The organism is Spirillospora sp. CA-142024 (assembly GCF_050942325.1).
Classification (GTDB): domain Bacteria; phylum Actinomycetota; class Actinomycetes; order Streptosporangiales; family Streptosporangiaceae; genus Spirillospora.
The window spans coordinates 1,915,287-1,939,346 of the sequence record NZ_CP192077.1; the positions used below are offsets into that span (position 1 = coordinate 1,915,287).

A 24,060-nucleotide genomic window follows, 5' to 3' on the forward strand; every position below is an offset into this window, starting at 1 on the left:
GGATCCGGCCGCCACCTCCGCGGTGGGCGTCACCGCCGCGGAGGCGGGCCGGCCGGTGGTCTGGGCGGCCTTGGGATCTCAGCGGTCGACGAGCTTCTCCGGAGCCGCGGACGGGCCGGTGACGGCGAACCGCAGCGCCGGCTGGAACTGCGTCTCCGGGTTGGCGATGAGGGCGCCGACCTGCCCCGCGGCCGCCATCTCCTCGGCCACCGCTCCCGGGCGCACCCCGAGCACGTAGTCGGCCTCCATCGGGCTCACCGCGGTGACGCACCCGGCGGGCAGCGCCGCGTAGGCCCCGAGGAAGACGCGGCTGCCGTCCGGGATCAGCGAGGCGAGCGCGCGGATGACGATCCGCGCGGCGGGGCCGGTGACGGTCACCGCCTGCATCTGCCCGAGCGCCCCGCGGATCCGGGCGATCTGGTCCTCGGTGACGACTCCGCCGGCCAGCAGGACGTCCGTGTCCGGAACCGTGCCGTTCCGCCGGCTGATCACGACCGAGTCTCCGACCTTCGAGACGACGAGCCCCCTCTTCTCCCGCGAGGCCGCGATCGTCTTGACGGCCCGGCGGGACGCGGTGAGGTTGGGGAACCCGGGGATCTGGCGTATGCCGTTCGCTCCGCAGACGGTGACCTGGGTGCCGTGGACGTGCACCTCGTCGATTGTCTCGTCGCGCATCAGCTCACCGAGCAGGTGGGTGCCGTTCAGGACGTGGTAGACCCTGCTGGCCATGGCCGGATCCCCGTCGGTGTGCTGGGTGAGCACCTCCAGCCAGAGTTCGGCCACCCGCGGGCGGAGCGAGGTGGCGATGCGCTCCGCGGTCGTCCACGCCGGATCCGCCACGGGCGCGGCCTGCGCCGTGGCGCCGTCCACCTCACGTGAGGTCTGCGCGGTCTTCGGAGCCTGCGCGGCCGCCGCGGGCTGGGCGGCCTGCCCGGCCGCCGCGAAAGGCGTGCTCGGCGGAGCCGACGACGCCCCTGCGGGGGGCGGAGACTGTGCCGCCTGTCCCGCCTCCGGGGCCGGCGTTTCCGGTGCCTGCGCGACCTTGACGTCCGTGGGGGGCTGCTTCGCCGGCGCGTCCTCGGGCTTCTTCGGCTTCCGCCCCTGGGCCTTCGGGGCGGCCGGCGCGGCGGCGGGCTGCCCCGACGCGGGCGGGGCGCCGCCGGCGGAGTCGTCCCAGGCGGAGAACAGCGAAGCCCAGTCGTCCTGCGGCTTCTGCTCCTCGGCTCCCGCCGGGGACTCCGGGGCGGCCGTGTCCGCCGGTGCCGCCGGGGCTGCGGCGCCGTTCACCAGGAGCTGGTCCTGCGCGGGGCTCTCTTCCGGCTCGTCCTCCGGCTCCTGGCCGACGCCGATGGCCGCCCAGAAGTCCATCCCGGTGGCGGGCTCATTTTGCGCTGGCATATGGCCGTTTCCTTTCTTCGTATCTGGCCGGCGGGAGGATGGTCACTTGGGATCCATGCCGAGGAGCTTCCTCCAGATGCCGCCCCGGCCGCTCGACTGCGTCGCCATGGGCTGGCCGAACACCGGATCCCCGGTGACGAACTGCAGGATCTCGCGGAAGGTCGCGTCCAGGTCCGGGCCGATCTGCAGGGCGTTCAGCCGGCGGTTGTTGGCCGCCTGCGTCCACTCCGGGTCCTCCGGGATCATCCCGACGAACCGCCAGCCCGGCAACAGGTCCATGACGTCCTCCGGGCTGCAGTCCACGTCGGTGCGGGCCCGGTTGAGGATGAGCGACAGCTTCTCGGGGTCGACGCCGCCGCTCCGGGAGTGCCGGGGCATGGTGATCGCCCCGAGCCAGGCACGGGCGGCCTCCAGCGTCACCCGGTTGGGCTCGACCGGGATCAGGATCGCGTCGGCCTCGGGCAGGATCAGGTCGGTGAACGTCATGTGGTAGAGCTCGGCGACCGGCGTGTCGACGAACACGTAGTCGAACGCCTGGCGCAGCACCCCGAGGATCCGCTTGTACAGCATCGCGTTGATCAGCGCCGGGTCGGCCATGGTGACGTCGATCGGCCCGAGCAGCGTGTACAGCTCGATGTCCGGGAGCCGCGCGAGATGCTCGCGCACGCTCATCGCCGTGAACGCCCCGTTGACCCGGAGCAGGTCGAGGATCGTCGGCGACTCCAGGTTCAGGTAGCGCGCGACGTCGGCCTGCTGGAAGTTGGTGTCCACCAGCGCCACCGACCCCGGCCGGCCGGCCGCCTGCAGATGCCTGGCCGCGTAGACCGACAGGTTCACGGCCGTGCTGGTCTTGCCCACGCCGCCCTTGGCCGAGGCGACGGCGATGACCCGTCCCAGCCTGGGGGCGGGCGCCGGGGCCGCGGCCGGTGCGGGCGGGGGCGTCTGCTGCGGGCCCGGCCAGGCGTTCGAGGACGGCTGGGCGTTCGAGGGCGGCTGGGCCGGAAGCGCGTTCTGGTCGTGCCTCGTCGCGGCCCCTGACTCGGGCGTCTGCTGCGGCGGCGCTCCCGCGACGGGTTGCTGCCCCTGGAGGGGCTGTTGTCCCGGCGCCGGCGCCGGCCACTGCTGGTTCGGAGCCGGGGCCGGAGGCGCGGGTTGTCCGGCCGACGGCGGCACGGCACCCGGCGCCTGGCCGAAGCCCTGCGGTTGCGCGGGAGCCGATGGCCAACCGCCGGCCGCGGGCTGACCGGCCGCGGGAGGCCGGCCGGTGGCAGGAGGTTGGCCGGTGGCCGGCGGCTGGGCCGCCCCGAAGGGCTGGCCTGCCGCGGAAGACTGGGCGGCGGCCGGAGGTTGGTCGGCGGCCGGCGTCTGGGCAGGAGGGGTCGTTCGGGGCGGCGCCGGCGGTTGTGCGGGAGCCGGCGGCGGATCGGGCTGTGCCTGCGGCGGATCGGCGGGCTGTGCCGGCGGCGGATCGGCGATGCCGAAGGTCGCCAGCAGGTCCGACATCTTGAGCTGTCTTCCGGTGACCTTCACTCCCGGGTCGAAGACGTCGCCGCGTTCGGCGAAGTATCCGTGCACCAGCACGGTGAACCCGTTGCCGGCGAGCCCGTTCGCAAGGACGGCCACCCCTGCCCCCGGGAGGTCCTCGACGAAGCCTGGGGCGAACATGAACGCGGCCGGCGAGCCGACCCGCCCACTCCTGGACAGGTCGCGAAGTTCCGCCGCGGAGGCGGCCTCGAAGACCGAAGAGAACCGGCCGGTCGCCCGCAGGCTGCGGGCGACGCCAGGATCCCCCGCCACGACGAGGTTCGGCGCAGTTGCCATCACTCAGTGTCCTCAGGTGCTCTGGTTGTCACCCGGCCGGCGGACCGGCCGGAGTTTCTCTATAAGCGACTGTGCGGACAATGTCGGCTGCCGCCAGCCTCGGATGCCGGACTGTCTCCCTGAGAGCAATCACAACCTGGGAGATGACACGCATGGCCAACCTGAGGGCGGCGCTCGGGCGACTCACCGGGACCAGCCGCGCGGGTCGTTCCGAGGCTGACACGGCCACCATGTGGACCACTCCGTACGCATGGCGGACCGCCGACGGCATCTACGTCGGCTACAACGGCGAGGTGTGGATGTACCGCACCGTGCGGCTGTCGCCGATGAAGTGGGAAGACCCTGCGGAACAGCTGTCGATGGCCGCGCCGCTGGCCAGGCTCCTCGGTGACCTGGGCCGGACCTCCCGACAGCCGGTGGGCGGGCTGGCGACGCTGTCCAACAACCGGAACGTCCACCTCGTCTCGATCACCTGGGACGACCTCGTGACGCCGCCGAAGGAGAACACCGAGGAGCTGCGCGCCTACCAGGCCGGCGCCTTCGGCTTCCTGGCGCCCAAACGCGTCCTTTTCATCGGCGTGGAACTGCGGTCGTCGATCATGGACAAGGCGTCCCGCGCCGGCAAGGGCTCGGGCTCACAGGGGGCCATGTCGACCGTCCAGGCGCTGACGGACCTGGTCAAGGACTCCATGGCCGACGACACCCCCGATTTGTCCGACTATGTCAAGGATCAGGAGCACATCGAGTCGATCTTCAAGCGGGCGGACGCGCAGCTGCCGACCCGGCAGGAGATGGACCAGCTGGAGTCCTGGTACAACCTCGGGCGCGGCCCGGACGCGGTGATCGAGGAGATGCCGACGCGGCTCGGCGTCGCCGGCATCGGGGAACTGGAGATGGCCGCCGTCATGCGGTTCGACCAGCCGGTCATGCCGTCCCCGGAGGCCCAGTGGGCGCTGGACGTGATCAGCCATCCCGGCGACGCGCCGCACGTGATCTCGATCCGGGCCGAGCTCGAACCGGCGAACCTGACGCGGGCGCGGGCCCGCCGGGCGCAGCGCCGGATCATGTCCAACATGGAAGAGGAGCGCAAGACCCAGGACCTGGAGAAGGTGGAGCTGTCCCAGACCTTCCAGCAGGCCAAGGAGGTCGAGGACTACCTCGCGAACTCCAACCAGCCGATGCTGGCCAGGTGCAGCTTCATCATGGCCCGGGAGATGACCGAGGCCACCGAGACGTACCTGGAGTTCCTCAACCAGTACTACGGGATCCAGATGAAGGCCCTGGAGCACCGGCAGATCCAGGCGCTGGAGGAGACCCTGCCCTGCTCCTCGGTCCGGGTGAACCCGTTCCTGCAGGACGTCAACGTGCCGATGGTCTCGCACGCGGGGCTCCAGGCGTTCTCCGACCTCGGTGACGACGCCGGGGTCTTCGGCGGGCTCATCGACCCGGACGGCACGCCGTTCTTCGTCGATCCGCTCGGCGCGCCCCGCAAGAACCTGCCCCCGGTCTTCGGCATCTTCGGGGACCCGGGCAGCGGCAAGACCTTCTTCGCGCAGTCGGTCGCCACCCAGTCCGCACTGAACGGCCTGCCGGTGATCTTCGTGAACCCCAAGGGCGGCGACTCGCTCTACGGGATGGTGGACTACGTCCAGCGGCTGGGCATTCCCGCGGGGCGGGTGTCGATGTCGGCGCTGGAGGAGTCCCCCGGGGCCTTCGACCCGTTCCGGTACGCGCCGCCGACGATCGCGGCCGAGATCGCGAACGTGCACATCCTGTCCGCGCTGGACGACTCCCGTGACGGGCTCTCGCTGTCGGAACGGCTCGCGCTCGGTTCCGGACTGAAGCGGGGCGCGCTCAACGGCGCACGCTGCGTGTGGGACGCCCTGAAGTTCGTCCCCGGCGACGACGCCGAGCGGGTGCGCAGCCTGGTGGAGCAGCAGATGGAGGCGTCCTCCATGTTCTCCCTCGGCATCGCGCTCCAGCCGCTGCCCCGCCTGGACATGTCGCAGCGGCTCACGCTGGTCGACTTCGACCGCGAGCTCGGCCTGCCCGAGGGAAAGACGCCGAGCGAGTACTCGGTGTCGGAGCGCATCGCGCTCGCGGCGGTGCGCCTGGTCATCCGGGCCTCGCTGGAGATCCTCATCGCCAACCGCTCCGGTGTGCTGATCGTGGACGAGGCGTGGACCTTCCTCTCGCAGGCCGAGGGGCTGGCGTCCCTGCAGCGCATCTCCCGTGAAGGCCGGTCGCTGAACATCATGCCGGTGTTCCTCACCCAGCGGATCGCGGACGTGGTGACCAAGGACCTGGAGTCCTACCTCAGCCGGGTGCTGGTCCTGAAGCTGAACGAGAAGCGGGAGGCGGAGACGGCGCTGAGCCTGTGCGGTCTGCAGCCGACCCCCGAACGGCTCGCGCAGATCCGCGAGTTCGGCCCGCTGCCGGCGGAGAACGGCAAGCCGGCGCGCTGGGCCCGTGGCATCTTCCGTGATCTGTGGCAGCGGCACGCCCAGGTCGTGCTCGGCCCCACGCCGCCCGAGGCGGCCGAGGCGTACAGCACCAACCCGGAGGACCGCCGCAGACGCGAGGAACAGCGCCAGGAGCGGGAGGAAGCCGAGCGGGCCGAGTACGAGGCGGCCGTCGAGGCCGCGACGCGGATGGAGCAGGGCGGTTCTCCGGCACCCGCTCCGAACGGACAGGACGTCACAGCGGCGGCGCACACGGGGCACGACATCACCACCGCGCCGCAGGCGGGGGAGGAGCAGAATCAATGGCTCGTCGGCTGAGGCCAGGCCCGCCCCGCGGCGGCGACCCGCGGGGGGAGGCCCGCTCCGCTGGTGCGGCGCGGGGGGGCGCGAAGGCGGCTCGTGAACGTCCGCGCCGCGGACGGCAGCTACTGGTGTGGCTGCTGGCCGCGACCGTTTTCGGCGGCCTGGCCATGCTGTCCGGTCAGGGGAGTGGTCTCACACCTGGCAACACGCCCGGCAATCAGAAGCCGCAGGCGTCCGCGTCCGCACCGGCGTCCGCGCCCGCCCTGTCATCTGTGCCCGCGCCGGCGTCCGCACCTGCACCGGCGCCCGCGCCGGCGGCGCAGACCGGGACCGGCGCCGGCGGGCGCCTGCTCGCGGCGGCCCAGAGGCCCATAGAGGACGACGGCAACGGGGGCGGCGACGCCTGTTCCGTCTACAACGAGCAAAGGGACTACCTGCCGTTGCACCGGTGGACGTCCTTCGAGCTCTTCGTGGTGGACAACGCCCGGATCTTCAAGACCCAGCGGTTCGTCTCGATGATCGCCAGCCTGATGTTCATGGCGGGGGGCCTCTGCTGGCGGATCATCGGCTCGCTCATGGGGTTCGGCTACACGTTCGACATGATCTGCCAGCCGGACGCGGCGAAGGCGATCAACTCGGTCTTCCGGACCTTCTCCCTGTACGCGGCCTGGTTCTTGATCCCCTCGTGGTTGTTCGTCCTGGCGGCGGTGGTCAAACGCTGGACCAGCGGGGCCCGCAAGGGGCCCGCGTCCGGGATGCGCCTGATCGCGGTCTTCCTCGCCGCGAACGGTGTGATCTTCTTCATGGGCGACCAGGCCGACCAGCATCAGGACAACCCGACGGCGCCGTACACCGCGCCGTGGGCGGCCACGACTGTACAGGGCTGGTTCGGCACCGCGGCGGACTCGCTGAACAGCCTGCAGCAGCTCGGGAGATTCAACGACGGCACGGATACCAACCCCGTGTTCTACGACAACCACTCTGAAGCCGGGGCCGGCCCGGTCACCTGCGCGAAACTCGACAAGACGCTCTACGAGCAGTACTCGAACGAGAATGCCGGCACCACTATCGGTGACGACGGCAAAACGGCCATGGCCCAGGTGAGCAAGATGTGGGAGATCTCGCTCGTCCGCTCCTGGCAGGCCGCGCAGTTCGGCGAGGGAACGAAGAAGTTCCCCTCTCCGGCCCATGCGTCATGCCGTTTTCTCGAAGCCAAATCCGACGTCGGCAACGACAAGAAGCTGATCGCCTACGACCTGTCGACCGGTAACGAGCCGGGTACCACCCAGCCGAGCATGGCCCGCGGGTACTACATCGACCCCGGCGCGGACGAGCAGATGATCTTCATCGCCTGGGGCGCCTGCAAGGGCCCTGACGGCGGAAGGTACGGCGACGACGGCGACGACGACGGTGGGCACACGATCCTGCAATGGGACGCGGCCACCAAGATCGCGGATAAGTCGAAGGCCTGCAAGAAGCTCTTCAGTGACATCTCCTACGAAGACGACAAAAGCGGGACCCAGTTCAGTGTCGCCGGCATCGACGTGCTCTGTTTCATGTGTGACAACGGCACGATGGGCCCGTTCTACTTCAACGGCGATGATGAGCTCAAGGACAAGCTGGGAGATTGCTACTCGACCAAGCCGGAATGCCGTGCCGACTGGAACTTCGCCTCCGCGTGGCTGGGCAAGAACCAGGCTCAGCGGCTCACCCAGGGCCTGATGGCGATGATCGTCGCCTTCGTCTTCCTGTTCGTCATGGGACCCATGGCGATCGGTATGACAGTTTCCAGTGTGGGCTTGGCAGGCCTGGTAATGATTTTGCCGATCACATTACTGCTGATAGGCGCGGGCCTGCCACAAGGCATGCGATTGCTCAAGCTCACCGGCGCGGCGGCGGCGGGTGACTTCCTGTTCACCTTGGGCCTGACGTTCATGGTGATGCTCACCGACACCACGTATCAGGCCGTCGAGGCGACCACCAACGACGGCACTCCGAACTTCTTCCAGCAGGTCGCGCAGGGCGCGGCTCCGCTGGTGGCGCTGTTCCTGTTCAGGAAGATCAGCAGGATCCTGAGCCTCGGGGACATCTCGTCCACCACCGGGGCAACGGGATTCGCCTCGGCCATCATCCTGAAGAGCAGCGGCGACCGGAGGATGGCGCGCAACCCCGGCCAGCAGGTGGGCCAACGGCTCGGCCGGCTCGGCGTAGGCCGGGCGCGGCTGGCCGCGCTGGACGAGAAGTCGCTGCAGCGGCGCCTGGTCAACAACCGTGCGACGCGGGCGGTGGCAGGCGTCGCCAAGCGGGGTGCGCAGCGTGCCACCCGTCCGATCACCGACTGGGCGCGGGACCGGTACGACGGCACCCGTGCGCGGCTGCAGCGGGGCGTCAACAACCTGCAGCGGAAGGCCGCGTCGGGTTCGCCCGCGCAGCGTGCGGCGGCGTACGCCGGCCTGACCGCGGGCCTGGCCGGCCTGACGATGGTGGCGCCGCCGGCGGTGCTGGCGACGCTGCCGCTGATGGCCTTCACCGGCAGCGCCGCGGCCCTGCGCGGAGGTCAGGCCGCCGGTGGCCTGATCGCCGGCGCGCGCAACGGCGGCCCGAACGGCGACGGGTCGGGCACGCCGATCTCGGCCGCCGGCATGCCCACGGCGGCGAGCGCCCGGACGGGCCTGCGGCAGGCCGACGACTGGCATCGCAACATCATCCGGGTCAGCGACCCCGAGGAGCAGCGGCGGCTGGAAAGAGAACACACCGAGGACGGCCTGAACATGCATCGGGCCCGGCTGTGGGGAGCCGGGATGCACGGAGGGCTCAACCCGGAGTTCACCGGGTTCGTCAACGACGAGGAGAAGATGCGGGCGCTCGCCGACGCGGCGAACGCGATGGGACTGAACCCCAGTCAGCTCCAGGTCAGCAACCAGGGGCTGATCGCCCCCGATGTGGAGTTCGTGGGCGGGCGGCCGCAGGGCCTCACCGCCGAGCAGTTCGGCCAACTCGGGGCGTTCTTGATGCTCCCCCCGCGCGACCGGCGGCCCCAGATGACCGCCGACGGGGTCCTGGAGACCAAGGACCAGCAGATCGCCCGGATGACGGCGCAGGTCAGGGAACGCGGCTACATGACCGATGACGGCGAGATCGTCAACATCCTCGAAGCCAACGGACTCGACACGCGCATTCCCGAGGTGAGGGTGCGGGTGGAGCGCTGGCTCGATGGGGGCAAGGACGAGGAGATCTCACGCATCGTCGTCGCCCCCCGGCGGGGGGAGACCGCCGCCGTGGAGATGGCTCGGAACTGGGCCGCTGACGTCGATATGCCGACCCCCGACGTCCGCAACCTGCGCGATCTGGGGGCGGTGAGCGGCGTGATGCAAGCCGCGCAAAGCGAGCTGGACTTCAACAATATTCGTATCGATCTGCCGGACGGCACCGCCACGTCGGCCGGAAATATCCAGCGTCAGATCGAACGGGAAGTCCAGTCCATGCTGATGAACGCCACGGAGACGAAGAATCTGCACGACGCGCGCGTTGTGCTCGCCCCAGAATTCTTCAATGCGGAAGAGATCCGTCTCACCGCGGAGTACCAGGACTCCGCCCAGCGGGTCGACAGGCTGAGCGCGATGTTCCGTGATGCCGTCGACGCGTCCCGGACGGCGCGCGGAGTCTGCGATCTGCGGGTCCAGATGGCCGATCCGAGCACCATGATCGACACCGACGAGCTGGCGCGGCTCGCCGACCAGATCGGCAGGCAGAACCAACAGGCACAGCAGGAATGGCATGAGGAGCTCGACAGGCTGATCGGCGCCATCTCCCAGACACCACAGAACGCCAATGGCGCCGGCGCCATCATCGAGGACCTGGATCGCCTCCGGCAGTCACTCGAAGGCCATGCGCGTATGGAGCGGGCCGATAATGACGTCGTGCTCAACCGGCTGGAAGACCTCCAGCAGTCCCTGCAGGCCAGCAGGCGGATGACCCAGGTCGACCCCCGGCTGGCGGCGAACGCCAACACCCCGGTCGACATCCGGAGGGTGCTGCGGGACATGTACCAGGACGAGATGTCCAGGACGTAGCCGGAAGCCGCTGACCCGAAAACAGTACCGGCCTCCACTCCCGTCACGGGGGTGGAGGCCGGTCGATGTTGGCGCTGCGCGCTGTTGCGCGCTGCTGCGCGCGGCTCAAACGACGCCCTCGCAGGGGTCGACCGCGTGCTTCTTGGAGCAATCGGCGAACCGCTGAAGGTACGTCGTGACCGTGTTCTTGAACTCCTGCGCGGAGGAGATGATCGTCCAGTCGTACTTCTCCACGCCGAAGGTCCGGTCGAACTTCAGGATCGTCCCCGGCGAGTTGGCGCCGAGGAGGTTGCCCTTGACGGTCCCGTCGGGCACCTGGAGCTTGAACGTGGTGGCCCCGCCGGTGCCGCCGATCTGGGTCGGATTTTCCATCCCGACCGCCTTGCCGGAGCCGTTGATGGTCACCTTCGTGTACGTCCCAGTGATCTGACCGCCCTCCGGGTTGACCTCGAACTCCAGCATGGCGAACTGTCGGTCGTTGCCCGGCATGCCGTTGTCCACCGTGGCGATGATCTTGATGGGCTGGGCCGCCGGAGCGGTGGCCGAGGCCTCGGGACGGTGCACCTCGCTGTCGCTGTCCGAGTTCGTCGTCAGCGTGGCGAACGCCAGGCCGGCGAGCAGTCCGACTGCGGCGACCACGGCGCCGACGATGGCGATGAGTCGCAGGTTGTTGTTCGGCTTCGCGCTCATGGTTAATCCTTTCGGATGAAAGGCGCGCGAGGCCGGATGACATCCCGGCCTCTGCGCGCGTCTTAGGTGACGTGCGCAAACGAGGCCAGGACGGGCTCCGTTTGCTATGGTACCCATCAATTATCGCTCATAGCGCACCGTGATCGCAAGTCGACTGCTCGATGGATTCATATCGATGGGCTTTGTGAACGGATTTCGCGCCAAAAACAAACAGCCTCTCCCTGCCTGGTGCAGGGAGAGGCTGTTTGGTAGATAAGACCCCTCTGGTAAAGGAGAGATTTCTATCATATGGAGACAGTGGTCGCGGTTCGGGAATTACACCTTGCTGGGGTCGATCCAGCCGACCCAGAAAACGTCACCGGTGTAGGCGCGTTCCACCTTGGAGACGTCTCCGGTCTGGTTGGTGTGCACTTTGTATCCGTCGGCGAGTTGCATGGCCACGTGGCCGTCATGCGGCTCGACCAGATCGCCGGGCTTCGCCTGACTCAGTGAAATCTTGTGCGTCCAGCGGACGCCCAAGAACGTATTGGTGGTGGGGGCGTTGCTGCCCTTCGGGTACAGGTTCGGGATGGCGCCGCTGTCGCGGTAGGCCCGGGAAACAAAGCTGGAGCAGTCGGCCCAGCCGGGGTCGTTCCGCTTCCCGTAGCCGGGTTTGCCGGGGGTGAGCGAGGCATAGGGCCAGCCGAGGTGGGTCAGCGCCCATTTGATGGCCATTGCGGCTTGGGGGGTGCGGGCCTCCTTCACGGAGTCCACGCATAGTTGGTGGATGGTGAGCTCGCCAGAGTCCTTCCCCTTCCCCTTCCCCTTGTTCACCACCCCGTCGTGCAGAGCGTTCGAAGGGACGTCCTCGGGGCATCCGTCGGGTCCGACCGTCGTCTGGACGGTGCCCGGGTCTCCCGTCGTGCCCTCGCCGGTGGCGAGGGAGCCGATCAACTTGCCCGCGCTGTTGAACGGAGGAATGACGCCGCCGAAGAACCAGGCGTACTCGACGGCGACCTGCTCCAGGGGAAGCAGCACTCCCTCGGTGTTGCCGAGCCGCGACCATGCCTGGGTGGCGTCGGCGGCCACCGGCGCGCCGATCGGCTTCAGCGGGCGCAGCGCCAGCCGGGGGATGACCAGGGTGTCCTCGCCGACGACCGGTGGGGTCTCCTGGTTGGCCTCCTCCCGAGCCTGGTAGTAGTTGCCCAGGCCGCTGAGGTTGGCGCTGTCGGTCCCGTTGCCGACCAGGTCGGTGGCGATCTGGGCCAGCGAGCTGTTGAATCCGGGGGCCCAGGACCCGATCTGGCAGGCGGGATCGCTGCTCGGGTCCTTGATGTTGTGCGCCTGTTCCAGCGCCTCGAGTTTCGGCTGCCATTTGCTGTAGACCTCGTCGGCGGTGGGGGCCTTTTCCATCTTGCCGAACTCGGTGGCGTGCGGGGCGATGTCGGTGAGGAACTTGCGCATCACCGCAGTGCACTTCTCGGTCCCGTGGAAGCCGTTCTGCCCCGGCCCGATCAGGGAGAACAGTTCCAGGTCGGTGCCCATGGCGATGCTGATCTTCTGCCAGCCGCCGATCATCGGCTGGAAGACGCCCAGGTCGTGCGGGCGGTCTTCGGGTTTGGTCTTCTCCACCGAGAGCACCAGTTTGGCGGCGGCGGCGATGTTCTTGTCGACATCGCAGCGGTCCTCCAGGTCGGCCTCTTCGGCCTCCTTCTTGGTCATCGGGAAGACGCCCTGGCGCGAGTCCTTGCCGTTGTCGCACTTGTCGGTCTTCCATTTGCCGGCCCCGTAGCTGACCGACATCGCCTCGTTGACCAGGGTCTCCACCGCGGCGGCCCGGTTGTCCTGGACGGCGTACTTGAACCCGCCGCTGTCGTACTTGCCGCTGGTGACCAGGTACAGGTCCTGGATGCGGTTGGCCTCGCACCGCCAGATCGTGATGATCTTGAAGCTGATCGACCACGGCTTCTCCGGGTCGTCGGGCGGGGGCACCGCGCACGGCCCGTCGGGGTTGGCCGAGCGGTCCATGAAGATCCCCGAGGACGCGATCACCTTGCTCCAGTACTTGCGCGCGTTCTCCTGGTCCTTGGCGTTCCCGTCCGCCTTCCACTTGGGGCTCTTCGGGTCGCGGTGCACCTGCTCGGCCGTCTTGACCAGGGAGTACGCGACGAAGTAGGAAGCTTGGCAGGGATTCTGTGGATCGAGGAAGTGCGACCGCATCTGACCCGCCGCCGCCGGTGTCAACAGATACGGCCCGGTGCCCTGGTTGTCCTTGCCGCCGATATCGGGGTCGGGGTTCTCCACATCGCAACCCCAGGCGTACACGCCGGGGCGGCGGCCTTCTGCCGACCCGCCTTGTGACGGCGCGCCCTGTGCGGGCCTGCCCTGTGCCGGCCTGGCATCCGCGCGGGGGGCGGCCGACGGCGTCCCGGACCCGCCGGGCGTGTCGGACCCGGGCGCGATGCGGAAGGATGCGGGCTGTACGCCGCCGGCCGGGTGGTCCCGCGCCGCGGCCCGCATCTTGGTCATCACGCCGTCGACGTACTCCCACGCCGTCGGGTTGAAGTCACACGCCCCCGGGCACTGGCCCCATTTCTCCGGGTTGGGTCCCCAGCTCCCGGTGAAGTGGTCGACCGCGATCGGCTGCCACTTGTGGTACTGGTTCCACTTGCGCAGCACGTCCTCTTTGGCCCGCCGGTCCTGCACACTCGGCGGAGCGTCACACGCCCTGGTGTAACCCCCGTAGTTGTTCCAGGTGCTGGTGATGTACTGGTAGGCGCCACACGCGGTGCTCTGGCTCGTGCCGGCGCCGATGGTGTAGTTGCCGTTGGACTCCTGCATCCGCAGCGCCCACAGGAACCAGCCCAACTGGTGGCTCAGGTCTCCGTCCGGCGGCGCGACATGGTTACTGCCGGTGCCGGGCACGGTGGCCGCCGAGCCCTCACCGTCGACCCCCTGGACCGGCCCCGGCCCGGCGCCGACGGTGTTGCTGACATCGGTGTTCACCCCGCCGCCATTGCCGGAGCCGTTCCCGCTGGGAACCTCCTTGGACTTGCGCCCGGGGTCACGGTCGACGTTGTCGTAGGGGCTGTACCGGGCGAAGTCGGTCTGCGTCTTGACCAGACCCGCCAGGATCGTCCAGGGCACCTCGGAGTAGTCCTGCGCATTGCCCGACGTCTGCTCCGACGCCTGCTTCAGGATCCGCTGCCAATTCCCCGGGAAGTACTCGGAGACCTTGTTGTCCGAGGCCTGCTCCGGCTGCGACTCCGCGACGTCGTCGTCGACGTTGACGCCCAGGATCAGCGCGGCGATCAGGAGAATGGAGACCAGGACGGCGACGACCGGCAGAGTGACCGCGAGGAGGATCTTGAGCTTCCCGTGGTTCTTCTCTTTGCTCTTCTCAGAACCGTCGGCCCTGCTCTGACCGCCCTGGCCGGCTCCGGCCGCGTTCTGGCCGCCCTTGCGGCGCCGGAACCCGTCCCAGAACGATTTCGGTATCTTCTGCCCGATCTTGGACGCTTCCAGCTTGTCCAGCGCGCCACCGCCGGCGCTGGAGTCCTTGACCGTGTCGTACGCCTGGGGCGCGTACCGGTCGGAAACGGCTCGGGCGCCGATGTCGGCGGCCTGCCCCAAGAGGTTGAGGCCCTTTTCCGCCAGATTGTCGCCTTCTGGCATCGACGGAACGTACTTTGTCGGAAGACCCTTTTTCTCAGCGGCCTGGCGCAGCTTGTCCTCGGCGAAGTCGCCGGCCGCCTTCTTGAGCGCGTCCTTGCCGGTGGTCGGTCCGTTGCCGTTGCCGGCGGCCGGCGGCTCCGACGGCGAGCCGGTGGGCGGGTTCTTGAGGTCCTTGGCCAGCTGTGCCGCCTGCGCGGCGGCGTCCAGCATCCGCTGCAGTCCGAGCGGGTTCGAGGGATCGTTCTTGACCTGCCCGCCCAGAACCGCCGCGTCGCCGTACGGGTTCTTGCCCTGCCCGTCCGTCCCCCGGTCGTCGCGCGCATGCGCGGCGAGGATGTCGGAGACGTTCTCCGGTCGCTGGAACGACGCGCCGATGCGAGGGTCCGACCCCAACGTGGCGGCTTCCTCGGGCGAGAGCTCGGCCAGGTCGTCCAGCTGCTCACCCTCGGCCACCGGCCGCAGTTCGGCCCCGGCGGCCGTCGGGGCGGGTGGCTCTTCCGACGACTCGTCGAGCAGTTCATCGCCGTTCAGAGGCTGCAGTTCGACCGGCGGGTCGGACTGGCCCCCAAGGTTGCTGCGATCGTCCATCCAGGGCATCGGCCGCTACCTCTGTTCCGGTACCTTGCTCAGCTCTGCGGTCGCCCCCGACGTGGGAGCCGATCGATCATGACCGTCCGTCGGTTCGTGGCGACGGCAAGGGAAGGTCGTGCGCGGGGCAGGGAAGCGCTACTTCGCCCGGACGGCGTATCCGCTCCCGTCCGGCTCCACCAGAAGCTCCACGACGTCGGGCCGGGCCCCTCCGGCATGCGTGATCGTCGCACTGAACCGGTACTGGCTGTTTCCGGTCATCGAGGGATCCGTGACGCTGATCCCTTTCACCACCGACCCCTGCGGCATGGCCTTTTTGGCCGGAGGCCGGGTCGCGCCGACGAGGGGGACGTCCTTCCAGTTCCCGGTCACCGCGGCCTGGGCGGCGGCCATTGCCGCGTTCAGCGCGCCGGCGGGGACGACCGTCGTGCCGCCGCCGGTCATCGGGATCTTGGTCGCGGCGGTCGCGGTGAAGTTCTTCGCGGAGGGCCCCGTCGGGAGCACCTGTGTGGGCGTGGCGCCGGGCGTCGTGCTTCCCGGGCTGGGCGAGGCGCTGAGGCCGCGGGGATCCAGCGTCTGGACCTGGTAGCGCGGCGCCTGGCTCTGAGCGGTGGTGGTACCGGCGGAATCGTCACCGCTGAACACCGCACCGGCCACCAGCATCAGCACGATGCCTCCGACACCGGCCCACACGGCGATGTTCCACCACTCGGGCAGCTCGCTCTCGCGCAGGAGGCGACGCCGCCGGAAGCCCTGGCGAGCGTAGTCGGTCAACTTCGGCATGCCTCTGACCGTCGCCGACCAGGGCGTCCGGGCAACCCGCGGACGGCGACATGTAGCGAATTGTTATGGCGCCCGGAGCGCAACCGCGCACGGTCCCAGGCATGAGCGAGGAGGACGACCGTGTCAGGGGGCCGGCGATGCTGGCCGCGACCAACATGCTGAAGCCGCCGCCCGCGGTGATCGGCAGCCTGAACAAGAGCGTCACGCTGCCCCGTACCGTCCGGCTGACCACACTCATCGCGGTGGTCATCGGATCGTCGCTCGGCTTCCTGATCGCCTTCATGGTCCTCGGCCCGGGCCTGAACGCGCTGATGTACGGACCGGTGCTCGGCGGAGCGGCCGGCTGGTCGGCCGTCAACTTCTCCCCGCTGCGCGGGGAGTCGCTGGCCAAGTGGCTGGGGCTGCAGGTGAACGGGACCCGCAACCGGAAGCTCGTCGTCGACGGCCGGCAGGTCCGGCTGTACGTCGGCATCGCGCCGCTTCGCCGCACCGCCGCGGGCACCGTCCGGATGCTGCCCGGCGGTGTTCCGGTGGACGCCGTCAGCTGGGACTCGCGCGGTTACCCGCAGCAGAAGATGCCCGGTGCGGACCGGCTGCGTCCCCGCGGTCGCGGCGGCCGCGGGCTGAAGGCGTCCACCCAGTTGTCCAGCGGCCGCCGTCGCCCGAAGCGCAGGCGCTGAGCCGACCGGCACTTGCGCATCCGCGTGAGCGCCGCACGGTCCTGGCTGCAGCGTGAACAAATCGAGGAGAGACACAATGCCGGAACAGTCACCCACTCGTTTCACCATGGTGCCCGCCCGGCGTTCAAGCGAGCCGACCGCTCGCAGGCGGGCCAGGAGAATCCTGGGTGCGCTCTTCCTCGCGGCAGGCCTGAGCGTCGTCGCCCTGGTCGTCGCCTTCTCCAAGGGAAGCACTGAGCCCGATCTGTCGGCGGTCGACCCGCAGGGCCGCGACCTGGCCTACACCGCGGCGGTGAACTTCCTGGCCGGCAAGCAGCAGGACGTGCCCCACGCCGATACCTTCGACCCGCAGAAGGCGTCCGCGCAGACCCCTGGCAGGCGCGCCGCCGCCCTCGACTACCGGTCTCTGAACTGGGTGGGGTTCACCCCTCAGCATTTCGGTTCGGAGAAGCTCGGCTTCACCGATTTCGAGGTCCATCACTTCCTGGTCGTCATGAGCGATCCGGGACAGGGGGCCTCGCAGACCCCGTCCTCGACGCCTGGTGGCGCGGCGTCCTCGACGCCGAGCGGCACACCGTCCTCGACGCCGAGCGGTGGGGCGTCCCAGACGGGAGCGGCGGGCGCGCCGTCCCCGGGCACGACGCCCACCCCACAGATCACTCCGTCGATCAGCTCTGGGCCCACTCCGCCGACCGGGGGCACCGAGACGCCCGCACCGGTCTCGGACGTGCTCCAGCTGGACGTGCCGGTGCTGCTCGACACCTCGGGGCCGCGGCTGGCCGCGTCACCCGCCTTCTCGGTCTGGAAGAACGGGGCCGGCAAGCCGGAGGGAACCGGCGACTACACCAATTACTCCGGACTGACCGTCCAGGTCAGCGAGGAGGCGAAAAACCAGATCCTGCGGTGGGCGACGGCCTACGCCACAGGTGATTCGGCGGGCCTGCTCGCCGTCACCGGCGACCAGGACAACTCACATAGCTACCAGGGCCTATCCGGCTTCGGCCTGGCGAACTCCGCTCAGGCCGTACAGGTTCTCTCGGCGATCAAATCCACCGACGAACAAATCATCGTTCGGGTACGTCTCATGCTTGCCAGAACGGATCAAATCGGGACGGTTCCTGGAAAGAAGAACAACGTACAGCCGTTCACTAACTTCGCCGACTTCGACCTGCTGGTCGGAGCCAGTGGGGCTCAGCCACCGGTGCTCGCCTGGGGACCGGCCGGTTCCGCGGCGGATCTGGAGCCCTACTACAACGCACAGAAAAACTGACCGGGACCTCACAACATGGAGGTAATGAGGATGTCAGCTCCTGGTTTTTACCTGCTCGCGGCGCCTGTCGGAGACAAAGGCGCCAACAGTTTCCTGGACGACTCGCCCGCGGGCAAGGCACTGGTCGCGATCTGCGGCGCCATCGCCGTCGTCATCGTGGTGTTCGGAGTCTTCCGGATGATCAACGGCATCGGCCGGGGCAGGCCGGGTGAGGCGTTCAAGTCGCTCATCTTCGCCCTGCTCATCGGCGGGCTTCTGTTCAACCTCAATCTCACGCTCACCGGGGTCAACATGATGGGCGACCTCGTCGGCAAGGTCTTCTCCAGCGTCAACACCGTCAGCAACAGCAACAACTGAGACAGGCATCTCAGTGTAGGGAGTGAACATGGCGGACCCGAGGGGGCCGGACAGCAGGCCCACGGACTATGCCGGCGGCGGCTATGTCTTCCCCACCGTGGTCCTGCTGGTGTTCGCGGTCATCCTGGCCGTGCTCGTTCCGGCCCTCTGCGCCTGGATGCTCCTGATCGCGTTGCGCCGATTCCTGGCCCGCCGGGACTGGGCCATCGTGACGCTGTCGGGAGTGGTGGGGTTCGCCCTGCGGGCCAAGGAGAACGCGTACGCGTACGGCTACTGGCTGGCCAGCTTCGCCGACTTCGGCCCGGGTCAGCCCGGGAAAGTGCCCGTCACCGTGCTGCTGTCCCTGACAGCGGTCCTCGCGGGCTGCTTCGGACTGATCGTCGGCAAGGCCAGGGGCTCGGCGATCGCGGGGCTCGCGTCCTTCCTGCGCAAGAAGAAGAAGTTCGTCGACATTTTCGACGGCACCTGGTTCCGGCACAAGGAGCTGGTCGACGACCCGATCACTCCGCGGGACGGCCGGCGCGAGATGCTGAAGAAGCGGGTGTCCACACGGGTGACCGTGGCCGACATCTCCGCGGTGCACGGCCCGCACGCGACGGAGAAGGCCCGGAGGACGCCGTACAAGGCCAAGGCCGTCCCGCTCGGCCTGGGCGCCAGGGACCGGCCGGTGTGGCTGAGCACCCAGGAGATGGGCATGCACGGCGCCGTCGTCGGCTCCACCGGCAGCGGGAAGACCGTCACGCTGATGTGGATCATCGGGGCGGCGCTCGACATGGGCTTCGACGTCACCGTCATCGACATGAAGGAGGACACCGAGCCGGGCGGCCTGCGCGACTTCCTGCGCGCCTACGGGCAGGCGCACCGGGTGCCGATGCAGGAGATCGCCCTCGGCGACGACCGCCCGTCCTACTGGTTCAACGCGCTCGCCGGCATGTCCGCCGACGAGGCGTTCGACACCATCATGACGATGGTCGAGTTCGACGACGCGTACTGGCAGGCCCTGAACCGCAAGGTCCTGCAGCAGGTCGTCCAGATGTGCTACGAGGCCAACGAGATCGCGCCGGACACGTTCGGCCATCCCACCATGCTCGGCATCGGCAAGATCATGGAGCACGGCGAGACCATGAAGGGCGCCGTCAAGGAGCACGTCCTCACGATCGACCGGGCGCGCGGTATCGGCTACTGCACGGAGCGCTACACCAACGTGCTCCGGCCGTCCCGCGACGAGGGCGTCTCCGCGGCCAGCTTCGGCACCAAGCTGACCGGGCTGTACGACTCCGGCGCCGGCCGGCGCATCCTCGTCCCGGCCGGAGACCGGCAGATGATCGACGTCCGGAGGGAGGGGCTGACCTATATCGGGCTCAACTCCCTCGGTCAGCCCGACATGGCCAAGATCCTTTCGTCCTCGGCGCTGCAGCGCCTGTCGGTCTACGCCGCGCAGCGGATCCAGGGCCGTGCCCCGAAGGACCGGCCACGGCTGATCGTGGTGGACGAGGCGAACTTCATCGACCGGGAGATCGCGATGAACATGCTGTCGCGAGTCCGGTCCGCGCTGTTCAACATGATCCTCTGCACCCAGGGCCCGACGGACTGGATCGACAAGGACGGCGACGACTGGTCCCGGCTGACCCAGAACATCAACTGGCTGGTCGCGATGGCCCAGTCGTCCCCCGAGGCCGCGGAGAAATGCGCCGACTTCCTCGGCATGCGGGACAACAACAAGTTCAGCGAGCGCGTCGGCCAGGACGGGCACACCCAGAACCTGCAGGCCATGGGGGAGGAGCAGTACATCGTCGCCCCCAAGGAACTGCGCGCCCTCGGCACCGGTGAGGGTTATCTGCGGGTCAACAAGCCCGCCAGCCGGGTCGAGTACGTGATCATTCCGATGCGGAAGCAGGAGCTGGACCGCTACCAGCCGCCGGACCCGTTCGCGGTGCCGGCGCCGACCGCGCCCGGTCTCCAGCCCCAGCAGACGACGGGGCCGATGTGAAGGCCGTGAGAATGCCGCGGCGGCGGCCGAAGGACGAGGCGCCGCCGCCCGACGAGGCGCGGACGCGCCGGTTCGATCCCCTGGCGATCGCGCTCGAAGCCTCGATCATCGTGCTGCTCGGATTCGTCCTGGCCGGCCTTTCGATCGAGCTCCTCATCTTCCAGTACGGAGATGTGGTCACGTTCGACGCCGGAGACCTCATCACCGCCGGCGCGGCCGGTGTCGCGGCCGGCGCGGTGGTCCGGCTGACCGTGCGGCTCCACCGTCGATGGAAGAAGACGATCGGCAGGTACACCGCCGCCGCCGCGCTGTGCGCCCTCGCCGCCGCCGCCGGTGCCCTCGTGGTGATGATCCCGAGCGAGTGCCCCGGCGGGCTGTTCAGCACGGGACGGTGCGGGGTGCGCGAGGCGGCCGCCTGGGGACAGGTGGCCGGGCTCGGGGCGGTGCTGAACTTCATGGTCGCCGGCTTCGCGCTGGGGTTCTGGCGGCTCGTCCGGAAACTGGCGCGGGAGATCCGACTGGTGATCCGCGACGGGTCGGAGCAGGGCGTCATCTGGTTCAAGGCGCTGCGGAACATCCGGCGGCGCCGGGCGGGCGCGGAGAAGGCGGACGAGACGGCCCGCGGCCCCCAGGACCCGAAGGGCCGGCCGACGCCGCGCCGCGCGGACGCCGAGAAGGCACGGCGCAAGCGGCTGCGCGCCCGCGCCTGATCCGGGTTCCGGATACGAGCGTCCCAGGAGAGAGACAATGTACGAGGTCGGGCGGGCCGGAGCCTTCGTCTCCCGGCAGATGTGGCGCCACCGGACCGTCGGCTCGCTCTACGCGGCCGCGGCCGCGGCGCTGGCCGTCGCGGCGGCCGGATGCTTCCTGGGGCTGCTGGTCTTCGACGCCAGTGTGCCGCGGGTGCTGGCGGCGGTCGCGGGAGTGGCCGCGCTGGCGGGCTGCGGGTACGCGTGGATCCGCGCCACGCGGGTGCTGCGGCAGGCCCGCCGGTCCGCCGTCGGCGCGCGGTCCGAGCGGGAGGTGCGAGCGGCCGTCCGGCGCACGGGATCGATCGCGGCGGCGTACGGGCTCGTGCTGGGCAACCGCGGCGGCGACTGCGACACGGTGGTCTTCACCCGCGGCGGCGGGGCCGCGGCCATCGAGGTGAAGACCGGGCACGGTCAGGTGTCCGCCGACAACGGGACCATGCGGGTGGGGGCGCGCGTGCTGCACGGCGACCCCGTCCGTCAGGCGGCGAACCAGGCCCGGCGGCTGTCCCGGAAGATGGGCGGCAAGAGGGTGCTCGCCGTCGTCTGCGTGCCCGGGATGCGGAACCGGCCCTTCACCGCCGCCAACGGAGTGTGGGTGTGCTCGGCCCAAGACCTGAAAGGGGTTCTGGACCGTGCCCCGCGTGTCTTCGGAGCGGCCGAGGAGGCCCAGGAGACCATGCGGAATCTCTGGGAGGCGAGCCCGGCCTGAGCGGCCGGTCCGGGGCGTCGATGCGGGCTTCGGCCGCCGGCGCCCTGGGGGGTCACGGAAGGTCTGGACGCCAGACGAGCGACGCGACGACCAGCAGGACGCCCATGCAGGTGATGAAGAAGGTGAGGATGAAGGGGCCGAGGTCGAGGGCGCTGGGCCGCGGTACCCGGCCGGACAGGCCCCGGCGGATCGCCCCCACGGGGCCGCCCTTCTGGTCCGCACCGCCGCCGTCTCCGTCGGCGTCCCCGTCGAAGAACCAGGCGTTCTGCGCGGCGTCGGCGGTGCCGCTTTGATCCGCGGTCTCCCCCCAGGCGGCGGCCGGCTCCGGCTGGGAGACCCCGCTGGGCCCAGGCCAGCCGTGCGGCGCCGCTCCGGGCGCCGTCTCGGGCGCCTGCCCGTAGCCGGCGCCGGGCGCCGCGCTGTGCGCGACGTTCGGCGGGGCGCTGTAGGCGGCGCTCTGCTGCGCGCTGAACGGGTTGGCCGGCGGAGTGCCCTGCGGGGCGTTCGGCGGCGCGCTGAACGGGTTGCCCGGCGGAGTGCCCTGCGGGGCGTTCGGCGGCGCGCTGAACGGGTTGCCCGGCGCGGTTCCCGGCGGGGCGTTCGGCGGGGTGTTGAACGGGTTGCCCGGCGCGGTTCCCGGCGCGGCGTTGAACGGGGTGTTCGGCGGGGCGCTGGGCGCGGGGCTCGGGGGAGCGCTGTGCGGGGCGCCTGGCGGAGTGTGCGGGGCGCTGGGCGCAGGGGCCGGGGAAGCGCCGTGAGGGGCGCCAGGCGGGCTGTGCGGGGCGTTGGGTGGGATGTTGTGCGGCGGCCTCGCCGGGGCGCTCTGCGTGCCCGAGGGGGCGCTGTGGGGGGCGCTGGGGGCGCCCTGAGGCCCGGCGGCGGCGGTGGAGCCGTTGCCGGGCGTGCCCTCGGCGCCGGAGCCGGGCGGCGCGGCGGAAGCGCCCCAGGGGTCGGAAGGCGCCGCGGGCGCGGCGCCCGCCATGGAGTCCCAGGTTCCGAGCGAACCCCAGGGGTCGCTCTGCGCGGGCTTCGCCGCCTCCTGCGGCTGTTCGGGCGCGGGGGCGGCGGGCGTCTGCCCGGGCCCCGCCGCGGGCGGCGCGGCGGGCTCCTCGGCGGAGGCGTCGGTGTCATCGATGATGACCCACGGGGTCGTCTCCCCGACACCGCCGGCCGGCCCCCCGCCGGGCCGGCCCGCGTGCTCCCGTCCGTCGTTCATCCTGCCCTTCCTTCGAGTCGCCCAGGGCCGTCCGACGCGTCGACGATGGGCTGGAGCAGCTTGGCGAGGGCCTTCTGCTGGATCTGCCGCACACCTTCGCGGGACAGCCCGAGCCGTTCACCGATGACGCGCAGCGCCTGCTCCGGCTCGCCGTCCAGCCCGAAACGGCGCGTCAGTACGTACCGTTCGCGGGGGTCGAGCAACGGCAAGCCGCGGCTGCTGAGGGCGCGCAGGTCGAAGCGGAGCAGCACCTCCTCCTCGATGCTCGGGGCGGAGTCGGGGAGCCGGTCCTCCCACGCGACCTCGTCCTCCCCGGGGGCGCCGGCCACCGTGTGGAGGCTGTCCAACCGGGGCGCGTCGAGCACGCGGCGCACCTGGGCCTCGGTCACCCCGGCGCGCCGCGCGATGTCGGCGTGGTCGACGGGGGCGTCCGGTCCGGCCTGCTCAAGGAACGCCCGCTCGGCCGCAAGGATGGCCGGGCGCTTCTCAAAGTCCCCGGGATTGAGGTTGGGATGATCGGCGTCCCGCACCGCGCGCAGCACCTCCCGCTGGATGGGCTTGAAGGCCCAGCTGGCGAAAGGCCCGCGGTTCGGGTCGTAGGAGGCGATCGCCCACAGCAACCCGACCTTGCCGGCGCTCTCGAAGTCCTCGATGTGCTCGCTGGACTTCGAGGTGAACATGGTGACGTACCTGCGGACGAGGCCGAAGTTCGCAATCATGATCTCAAGCGTGAGGTCCTCGAACTCCCGCTCGGCCCGTCGCAACACCAGCTCCGAGAGTATGTCGAGCTCGTCGGAGCCGGCCCTCGCGCGCAGCGCGGTGAGCCGCTCCTGGAGTTCGTGGCGCCGGGCGAAGAGCTCGTCATTGCGGGTACGGAACTCGTCGGCGGTGGGGCGTTCGCCACGCGCTGGCTGCTCGATGTCCATCCGTCTCCCTCGGCTAGTCAGGAATGCAGAGGCTGGAGTTTTGTAGCTATGCACGTTCGATGCCGGATGGCCCGGGAACGGTCGGAACGGAAACAGATCGTTGATACGTTCGCAGGCCGTTCGGACGGCTGCGGGAACCTGTGTTGAACGGTTGTGGCGGCCGCTCACGCGAACGCCGACGGAAGATCGCAGTTGAGCGCTTCGCCGGGGGGTGGCGCGACTGTCCGGGGAGGGGACTCCGCGACAAGTTCGTTGACAAAGAATTGAGATCACGTAGACACAGTGTTGACCTGTTGATGTCCGTTCGGTGTACACGCGGTGTGTTGATCGAGGGAACGCACAGCCGGTTCGCCGCGTCGGGTTGCGGATCCGGGAATGCCCGGACTCT

Annotated in this window: 15 protein-coding genes; 8 read left to right on the top strand and 7 right to left on the bottom strand. The window is 69.7% G+C overall.

Annotated elements, in window-relative coordinates:
• Positions 1–78 precede the first annotated feature (78 nt).
• Positions 79–1,398 (bottom strand): hypothetical protein, encoded by a 1,320-nt coding sequence (locus ACQPZP_RS09280; protein ID WP_433477217.1) that lies wholly within the window; start codon positions 1,396–1,398, stop codon positions 79–81.
• 42 nt (positions 1,399–1,440) lie between these two features.
• Complete coding sequence (locus tag ACQPZP_RS09285) at positions 1,441–3,219, bottom strand: AAA family ATPase (RefSeq protein ID WP_433477218.1); 1,779 nt, start codon at positions 3,217–3,219, stop codon at positions 1,441–1,443.
• A 152-nt stretch (positions 3,220–3,371) separates the two neighbouring features.
• On the opposite strand from ACQPZP_RS09285, the gene ACQPZP_RS09290 reads away from it, so the two are divergent.
• Positions 3,372–5,999, top strand: a complete 2,628-nt coding sequence (locus ACQPZP_RS09290) for an ATP-binding protein (protein ID WP_433477219.1) — start codon at positions 3,372–3,374, stop codon at positions 5,997–5,999.
• A gap of 113 nt (positions 6,000–6,112) precedes the next feature.
• A complete protein-coding gene (locus ACQPZP_RS09295) occupies positions 6,113–10,057 on the top strand; it encodes a hypothetical protein (RefSeq protein ID WP_433477220.1) in 3,945 nt (1,314 codons plus the stop codon).
• 105 nt (positions 10,058–10,162) lie between these two features.
• Here ACQPZP_RS09295 and ACQPZP_RS09300 read toward each other — a convergent pair whose 3' ends face one another.
• The 3 genes from ACQPZP_RS09300 to ACQPZP_RS09310 form a co-directional block, all read right to left on the bottom strand.
• Complete coding sequence (locus ACQPZP_RS09300; RefSeq protein WP_433477221.1) at positions 10,163–10,747, bottom strand: hypothetical protein; 585 nt, start codon at positions 10,745–10,747, stop codon at positions 10,163–10,165.
• A gap of 315 nt (positions 10,748–11,062) precedes the next feature.
• Positions 11,063–14,989 (bottom strand): hypothetical protein, encoded by a 3,927-nt coding sequence (locus tag ACQPZP_RS09305; protein ID WP_433477222.1) that lies wholly within the window; start codon positions 14,987–14,989, stop codon positions 11,063–11,065.
• A 138-nt stretch (positions 14,990–15,127) separates the two neighbouring features.
• Positions 15,128–15,772: a hypothetical protein gene (locus ACQPZP_RS09310; RefSeq protein ID WP_433477223.1), complete on the bottom strand. Its 645-nt coding sequence runs from the start codon at positions 15,770–15,772 to the stop codon at positions 15,128–15,130.
• A 101-nt stretch (positions 15,773–15,873) separates the two neighbouring features.
• Here ACQPZP_RS09310 and ACQPZP_RS09315 point away from each other — a divergent pair, with 101 nt between their 5' ends.
• From ACQPZP_RS09315 to ACQPZP_RS09340, 6 genes are all read left to right on the top strand, one after another.
• Positions 15,874–16,452, top strand: a complete 579-nt coding sequence (locus ACQPZP_RS09315; protein WP_433477224.1) for a hypothetical protein — start codon at positions 15,874–15,876, stop codon at positions 16,450–16,452.
• 76 nt (positions 16,453–16,528) lie between these two features.
• Positions 16,529–17,722, top strand: coding sequence for a hypothetical protein (locus ACQPZP_RS09320; protein ID WP_433477225.1), 1,194 nt, complete (start codon positions 16,529–16,531; stop codon positions 17,720–17,722).
• Between the two features lie 30 nt (positions 17,723–17,752).
• The gene (locus ACQPZP_RS09325; protein ID WP_433467306.1) at positions 17,753–18,079 is read left to right on the top strand and encodes a hypothetical protein; all 327 of its coding nucleotides are present in this window, start codon (positions 17,753–17,755) and stop codon (positions 18,077–18,079) included.
• Between the two features lie 28 nt (positions 18,080–18,107).
• The gene (locus tag ACQPZP_RS09330; protein ID WP_433477226.1) at positions 18,108–20,069 is read left to right on the top strand and encodes a helicase HerA-like domain-containing protein; all 1,962 of its coding nucleotides are present in this window, start codon (positions 18,108–18,110) and stop codon (positions 20,067–20,069) included.
• Positions 20,070–20,074: 5 nt separating this feature from the next.
• Positions 20,075–20,779: a hypothetical protein gene (locus ACQPZP_RS09335; protein ID WP_433477227.1), complete on the top strand. Its 705-nt coding sequence runs from the start codon at positions 20,075–20,077 to the stop codon at positions 20,777–20,779.
• Between the two features lie 37 nt (positions 20,780–20,816).
• A complete protein-coding gene (locus tag ACQPZP_RS09340) occupies positions 20,817–21,530 on the top strand; it encodes a nuclease-related domain-containing protein (RefSeq protein WP_433477228.1) in 714 nt (237 codons plus the stop codon).
• A 52-nt stretch (positions 21,531–21,582) separates the two neighbouring features.
• Here ACQPZP_RS09340 and ACQPZP_RS09345 read toward each other — a convergent pair whose 3' ends face one another.
• The gene (locus ACQPZP_RS09345) at positions 21,583–22,746 is read right to left on the bottom strand and encodes a hypothetical protein (protein ID WP_433477229.1); all 1,164 of its coding nucleotides are present in this window, start codon (positions 22,744–22,746) and stop codon (positions 21,583–21,585) included.
• A complete protein-coding gene (locus ACQPZP_RS09350) occupies positions 22,743–23,672 on the bottom strand; it encodes a sigma-70 family RNA polymerase sigma factor (RefSeq protein WP_433477230.1) in 930 nt (309 codons plus the stop codon). The genes ACQPZP_RS09345 and ACQPZP_RS09350 overlap by 4 nt, the downstream gene beginning before the upstream one ends.
• Positions 23,673–24,060 lie beyond the last annotated feature (388 nt).